9 protein-coding genes are annotated in these 6,369 nt (G+C 44.4%); all 9 read left to right on the top strand.

All coding sequences use genetic code 11. The annotated features are described in order from the left end of the window. Nucleotides 1–375: methylmalonyl-CoA mutase family protein (locus tag AC29Z1_RS11600; RefSeq protein ID WP_488271622.1), on the top strand; the 375-nt coding region annotated here is incomplete at its 5' end. A gap of 19 nt (nt 376–394) precedes the next feature. Further along, nucleotides 395–787 carry a cobalamin B12-binding domain-containing protein gene (locus AC29Z1_RS11595; RefSeq protein ID WP_488271621.1) on the top strand — a complete coding sequence of 131 codons (393 nt, stop codon included), beginning with the start codon at nt 395–397 and terminating at the stop codon, nt 785–787. A gap of 39 nt (nt 788–826) precedes the next feature. Then, a complete protein-coding gene (meaB, locus tag AC29Z1_RS11590; protein WP_488271620.1) occupies nt 827–1,768 on the top strand; it encodes a methylmalonyl Co-A mutase-associated GTPase MeaB in 942 nt (313 codons plus the stop codon). Nucleotides 1,769–1,862: 94 nt separating this feature from the next. Beyond that, entirely contained in the window at nt 1,863–2,306 is a 444-nt protein-coding gene (gene mce / locus AC29Z1_RS11585; RefSeq protein WP_488271619.1) for a methylmalonyl-CoA epimerase, read from the top strand. Between the two features lie 28 nt (nt 2,307–2,334). Continuing rightward, the gene (mmdA, locus tag AC29Z1_RS11580) at nt 2,335–3,864 is read left to right on the top strand and encodes a methylmalonyl-CoA decarboxylase subunit alpha (RefSeq protein ID WP_488271618.1); all 1,530 of its coding nucleotides are present in this window, start codon (nt 2,335–2,337) and stop codon (nt 3,862–3,864) included. A gap of 46 nt (nt 3,865–3,910) precedes the next feature. After that, nucleotides 3,911–4,189: an OadG family transporter subunit gene (locus AC29Z1_RS11575; RefSeq protein ID WP_488271617.1), complete on the top strand. Its 279-nt coding sequence runs from the start codon at nt 3,911–3,913 to the stop codon at nt 4,187–4,189. Nucleotides 4,190–4,227: 38 nt separating this feature from the next. Next, on the top strand, nt 4,228–4,626 hold the full coding sequence (locus AC29Z1_RS11570) for a biotin/lipoyl-containing protein (RefSeq protein ID WP_488271616.1): 399 nt from the start codon (nt 4,228–4,230) through the stop codon (nt 4,624–4,626). A 211-nt stretch (nt 4,627–4,837) separates the two neighbouring features. After that, nucleotides 4,838–5,995 (top strand): sodium ion-translocating decarboxylase subunit beta, encoded by a 1,158-nt coding sequence (locus AC29Z1_RS11565; protein ID WP_488271615.1) that lies wholly within the window; start codon nt 4,838–4,840, stop codon nt 5,993–5,995. A 12-nt stretch (nt 5,996–6,007) separates the two neighbouring features. Continuing rightward, nucleotides 6,008–6,172, top strand: a complete 165-nt coding sequence (locus AC29Z1_RS11560; protein WP_488271614.1) for a hypothetical protein — start codon at nt 6,008–6,010, stop codon at nt 6,170–6,172. Nucleotides 6,173–6,369: the final 197 nt, after the last annotated feature.

Here is a 6,369-nt window from a genome sequence, read left to right as displayed (position 1 = left end):
GCTATTGAAAAAGGCTATATCCAGCGTGAAATCCAAGAAAGTGCTTACAGATGGCAAATGGAAGTAGAAAACAAACAGCGCATTATTGTTGGCGTTAACCAGTTCCAAATTGAGGAGAAACCGGTAGAAGGTCTATTACGAGTGGATGCTTCTGTTGGTGAATTACAAAAGAAAAAACTTGCAGCCCTGCGCGCTCGTCGGGACAATGCGGCTGTTGCCGCTACACTTGCTAAGTTAGAGGAAGGCTGCAAAAATGAAAACACTAATCTTATGCCGCTTATTCTTGATGCTGTTAAAGCCTATGCAACTCTGGGAGAAATTTGCGGCGTAATGCGTAAAGTATTTGGTGAATACGAAGCGCATGTAAGTCTATAAGTTAATAGGAGGGACAACGATGGAAAAACGTATTAGAGTATTGGTCGCAAAGCCTGGTCTCGACGGTCATGACCGTGGCGCCAAAGTCGTAGCCCGCGCTCTCCGTGATGCCGGATTTGAAGTAATATATACTGGTCTTCGCCAGACTCCAGAGCAAATTGTGGAAGCAGCGCTGCAAGAAGACGTAAATGTTGTGGCGCTCAGCCTGCTGTCTGGTGCTCATAATCACCTTTTCCCACGCATTGTTGAATTGTGCAAACAAAAGGGTTTGGACGATGTGCTAATCATTGGCGGTGGTGTTATTCCTGATGCGGATATTCCAGGACTTAAAGCTGCAGGTATAGCCGAAATATTTACTCCAGGCACACCGACAGCCAATATTGTTGAATTTATCAAAGCGAATGTAAAATAAACACCCTCTCAGAGTTTTGAGAGCGTACAGGGGATAGACATGAAGAATATCGTTGAAGAGGTGCTGGCTGGGTCCAAACGGGCCTTAGCCCGCGCTATCACCGCAGTAGAAAATGAGTACGATGAAGCAGCCGAGATTATGCAAAAACTGTATCCGCATACCGGTAATGCGCATGTTATTGGCATTACCGGACCTCCGGGTGCCGGAAAGAGTACACTTACTGATAAATTGGCCAAAGAATATCGTCGTTTGGGAAAAACTGTGGGAATCATCGCTGTGGATCCAACCAGTCCGTTTTCCGGCGGCGCTATTTTAGGTGACCGTATTCGAATGAATGAACTCACTCTGGATGAAGGGGTATTTATTCGAAGTATGGGGACGAGAGGTAGCTTGGGGGGGTTGTCACGCAAGACAGCTGAAGCTGTAAAAATTTTGGATGCATCAGGTAAGGACGTTATTTTTATAGAGACTGTAGGTGTCGGGCAATCAGAAGTCGATATTGTTAAAGCCGCGGATACCACCATGGTCGTCTTAGTACCAGGATTGGGCGATGATATTCAGGCGATAAAAGCGGGTATATTAGAAATTGCCGATATTTTCGTTATTAATAAAGCTGACAGAGATGGTGTAGAGCGCTTACATACAGAGATTGAGATGATGCTGGATTTAAACCAGACATTGTTGGATTGGCGTCCACCATTTAACCGGACAGTGGCTAGTAAAGGGGAATGGATCACCGAACTTGTTGCTACCATTGAAGAACATATCGACTATCTGAAACAGTCGGGACAATTGGCTGTCAGACGCACACAGCGTACAAAAAACGAACTTCTTGCTTTGCTGGATGAACAAATCGGTCGATATATCGTGAATAATCTTGCTACCGGAGATGCATTTGACTTGTTAGTAGCAGCGATTGAAAGAAGGGAGCAAGACCCATACACTGTGGTTCATGATTTATTGCGCCAGGTGCTGCGCTAAAAATTGTGAATGTTAGCATATTACATAATTTGAAAATATGATATTATTGAAAAAGATTGGAACTACAATTCATGTTAACAGGAGGTATTGTTACATGTCGCAAGATGCTTGTAACGGCGTAAATGCACGTAAATTCAAGGTCCTCAGAGTTGATCATATCGGTATTGCCGTCAAAGATATGGAACAAGCCAAGAAATTTTATACAGAAGTACTGGGTATGACTGCTATGGGCGAAGAAGTTGTTGAAGAACAGAAAGTAAAAGTTTGTTTTATTCCTTGTGGCGACAGTGAAGTGGAACTATTAGAATCTACTTCACCCGATGGACCGGTAGCTAAATTCATTGAAAAAAATGGCGAAGGTATTCAGCATATAGCTTTACGTGTTGACAACATTGAAGCAGCTCTTGCCGATCTTAAAGAACAAGGTATTCGTCTTATTGACCAATCGCCGCGTTATGGTGCTGGTGGTGCCAGTATTGCTTTTGTTCATCCGAAAGCAACCGGCGGTATTCTACTCGAATTATCAGAACGCAAGTAATCCCCAAGAGTTATGGAGGTGTTTTTAAATGGCTACAATCCAAGAAAAAATTGCTGACCTGAAAAGACGCCAGGAAAAGGTCAAACTCGGTGGTGGGCAAAAGCGGGTTGAAAAACAGCATGCCAGCGGCAAGCTTACAGCCCGTGAGCGTTTGGAAAAATTATTAGATCCGGGAACCTTTGTTGAATTAGATCAATTTGTCAGTCATCGCTGCACTAACTTTGGCATGGAGAATGTCGAATCTCCGGGTGAAGGTGTAGTAACAGGTTATGGTACGATTGATGGCCGTTTGGTTTATGTTTATGCCCAAGACTTTACGGTTATCGGTGGTTCGCTGGGGGAAATGCATGCCAATAAAATTGTCAAAGTCCAAAAACTGGCTCTTAAAATGGGTGCACCATTAATTGGTATTAATGATTCTGGCGGTGCTCGGATCCAAGAAGGAGTAGACGCTCTCTCCGGCTATGGCAAGATTTTCTTCCAAAATACTATGGCTTCTGGGGTAATTCCACAAATTTCAGTCATTATGGGACCTTGCGCCGGTGGCGCTGTTTATTCCCCGGCGCTGACGGATTTTATTTTCATGGTAAAAAACACCAGTCAGATGTTTATTACTGGTCCGCAGGTTATTAAATCAGTTACTGCTGAAGAGGTAACTGCCGAGCAATTGGGTGGAGCCATGACTCATAACACGATTTCAGGTGTGGCCCACTTTGCAACTGAAAATGATGAGGATTGCATGCAACAAGTGCGATATCTCCTAAGTTTCTTACCAAGCAATAACCTAGACGATGCTCCGATTGTCGATACTGGCGACGATCCCAATCGCATGGATGAAGGGCTTAATACGCTATTACCGGATAACCCGAATCAACCATATAACATGAAGGATGTAATTAAGTCGATTGTCGATAATGGTGAGTTTTATGAAGTCCATGCTCACTTTGCGCAAAATATTATTACTTGTTTTGCCCGTTTTGATGGTCAGCCGGTAGGTATTATTGCTAATCAGCCGAATAATATGGCCGGTTGTCTTGATATCAACGCCTCCGACAAAGCAGCGCGGTTCATTCGTTTTTGCGATGCATTTAACCTGCCGTTAGTAAATCTGGTTGATGTTCCCGGCTTTTTGCCTGGTACTGACCAAGAATATGGCGGCATTATCCGTCATGGTGCTAAAATGCTGTATGCGTACTCTGAAGCTACGGTTCCTAAAGTTACCCTGATTACCCGTAAAGCCTATGGTGGCGCTTATTTGGCTATGTGTTCTCAGGATTTAGGTGCTGATCAGGTACTCGCTTGGCCTAGCGCTGAAATTGCGGTTATGGGGCCGGCAGGAGCTGCTAATATTATCTTCCGCGGTGATGCTGATGCTGAAGCAAAAACTGCAAAATATGTGGAAGAATTTGCTACCCCGTATAAAGCAGCCGAACGCGGCTTTGTTGATCAAGTTATCGAACCGAAAGAAACCCGGCCACGGATTATTACTGCTCTCAACATGCTGGCAACTAAACGTGAACAGCGTCCAGCCAAAAAGCATGGCAGTATTCCACTATAATCTTCTTCTCCCTTAGAGTACGAAGCGAAAGAAAGGGGATATGCACGTGGGCTTTTTGGATTCTTTATTCGGCAAACCAGAGCCTGAACCTAAGAAAAAAAAGAAAAAGAAACCAGTGGCCGCAGCAACAGCGACCGAATCTCCAGCAGAATCTTCCATGGCTGTAGCTGCTGAGGGTATCAGTCCTGAGATAGTTGCTGTCATTACTGCTAGCATCTATGCCATGATGGGAACAAGCAACCTAGCTGTCAGGATTACCCGTACAAGTAACCAATGGGTACATGCCGGACGGCAAAAAATTATGGATAGCCGTCAGTTTGCGTAAATGAATAGAACACCATCAATGAATGGAGGTCCATTACCATGAAAAAATTTAATGTAACTGTTAATGGCACAACCTATCAAGTAGAAGTAGAAGAAGTAAGTGGGGCTGTAGCTGCTCAGCCTCGTCCGACTGCTGCCTCGGCAGCTACTCCTGCTCCTGCGCCAGCAGCTCCGGCTCCTAAAGTTGCCGCTCCGGCTGCTGCTCCGGCTCAAGTGTCTGCCGGTGATACCCCGATAACAGCTCCTATGCCAGGAAAAGTAAGCAAAGTAGTAGCTAAAGCTGGTCAGCAGGTTAAGAAGGGTGAGGTTATTCTTATTCTGGAAGCCATGAAAATGCAAAATGAAATTGGCGCTCCCACTGACGGTACGGTTAAGTCAATCAACGTAACTGCCGGTCAAAATGTTAAGCCCGGTGAGGTTATGGCTGTTCTTAGTTAATGAGTACCGGAAATAAGTTGTTTTTCGTCAGGCGTAAAATACCATTGACAATAGATACCTAGGTCTGACGCATCTGGTTAGTAGCAAAGGGGAAATAGTGTAGTAGCTTTTGAACTACACTATTTCCAATATGTATATTACCAGAATATTGTGGAAAATTAGTCATCGTGATACCTCTTTTACAAACGTCTATTAGGAGGAGCTAATACACATGGAAGCAATGTTTCACCAGTACCCTTGGCTTGACGAACTTCTCATGGGCTTTATAGGGCTTTCCTGGAAGCATGTGGTTATGTGGGTTGTAGGCGCGTTACTCATCTATCTTGCCGTAAAACATGATTATGAACCGACACTGCTCTTGCCAATTGGTTTTGGCGCAATTTTAGCTAATATTCCCCATTCATCGGCTGTTTCAAATGTACCTGGTGAAGAAGGTTTCCTCATTGTTCTCTATAAGGCAGGTATTGCCAATGAATTGTTCCCGGTGCTTATTTTCATTGCCATTGGCGCAATGTGCGATTTTACGCCCCTGATACGTCGACCGTCGGTTATGCTATTTGCTGCTGCTGCTCAGTTTGGGATTTTTGCTACCGCGATTGGCGCCACTTTGGTAGGATTTTCGTTTGAGCACGCGGCATCGATTGGTATCATTGGGGCTGCGGACGGACCGACAACCATTTATGTAGCCAGCCGTTTTGCGCAAGAGTTGTTAGGTCCTCTGTCAGTTGCTGCGTATTGTTACATGTCATTAGTTCCAGTCATCCAACCGCCGGTTATTAGGGCCATTACGACTGAAAGCGAACGTAAGATAAAAATGGGGTTTGAGGGAGAAGAACCAGTTTCTCAGACCACTAAGTTTTTGTTTCCGATCATGATTGTAATTATTGCCGGTATTGTTGCACCGATCTCGGTTGCGCTGATTGGTAGCTTAATGTTTGGCAATATTCTGAAAGAAAGCGGAGTCGTGGAAAACCTTTCAAATTCAGCCCAAAATGAACTTGCCAACCTAGTTACTTTGGTATTGGGTATTACCATTGGCGGCACGATGTCTGCTGAACGTTTTTTAACTTTCGACGTGCTGCTAATTATGGCGTTGGGAGCTGTAGCTTTTGTGTTTGATACGGTTGGTGGTGTATTCTTTGCCAAACTGTTAAACATGTTCAGCAAGACAAAAATCAATCCGATGATAGGTGCCTGCGGTATTTCAGCTTTCCCCATGTCAGGCCGGGTCATTGCCAAAATGGCTCTTAAAGAAGATCCCACTAACTTTATCATTCAACATGCTATTGGGGTAAATGTAGCCGGTCAGGTTGCATCGGTTGTAGCTGGTGGTTTGGTACTTGCCCTGATTCCGGCATTGGCGAAATAGGGAGGTAATTGGATGGAAAGTGCAACTGCAAAGGCAATTACCCTAATGGTAGTTGCTCTGCCAACGATGTTTGCCGTTATCGGTGTATTCATCATCGCCACTAAGGCCCTTCATGCTGCCTTTCCGGCCCCGGTAGAAGATGAAGAGGACGATGAATACGAAGATGATGATGAATAAATTTATGTAGACTGCTTCGAAAAACTAAACATTGGGTCACGGATTAACGAGACAATTACAGCCAGAAGAAATGGTGAAATTAGGCAATATCTAAGACAAATTTTATAAACTGGTGATTTTAGTACATAAGACGGGAGGAAGATGTACCCGCTCACCGTCTTTTTTTTGGCTCTATAATAAATGTTGGGGTAACCAGT

This window comes from Sporomusa sp. (genome assembly GCF_057736855.1).
The sequence above is the reverse complement of the archived record's forward strand: the minus strand, read 5'-3'. Positions and strand labels throughout refer to the sequence as shown.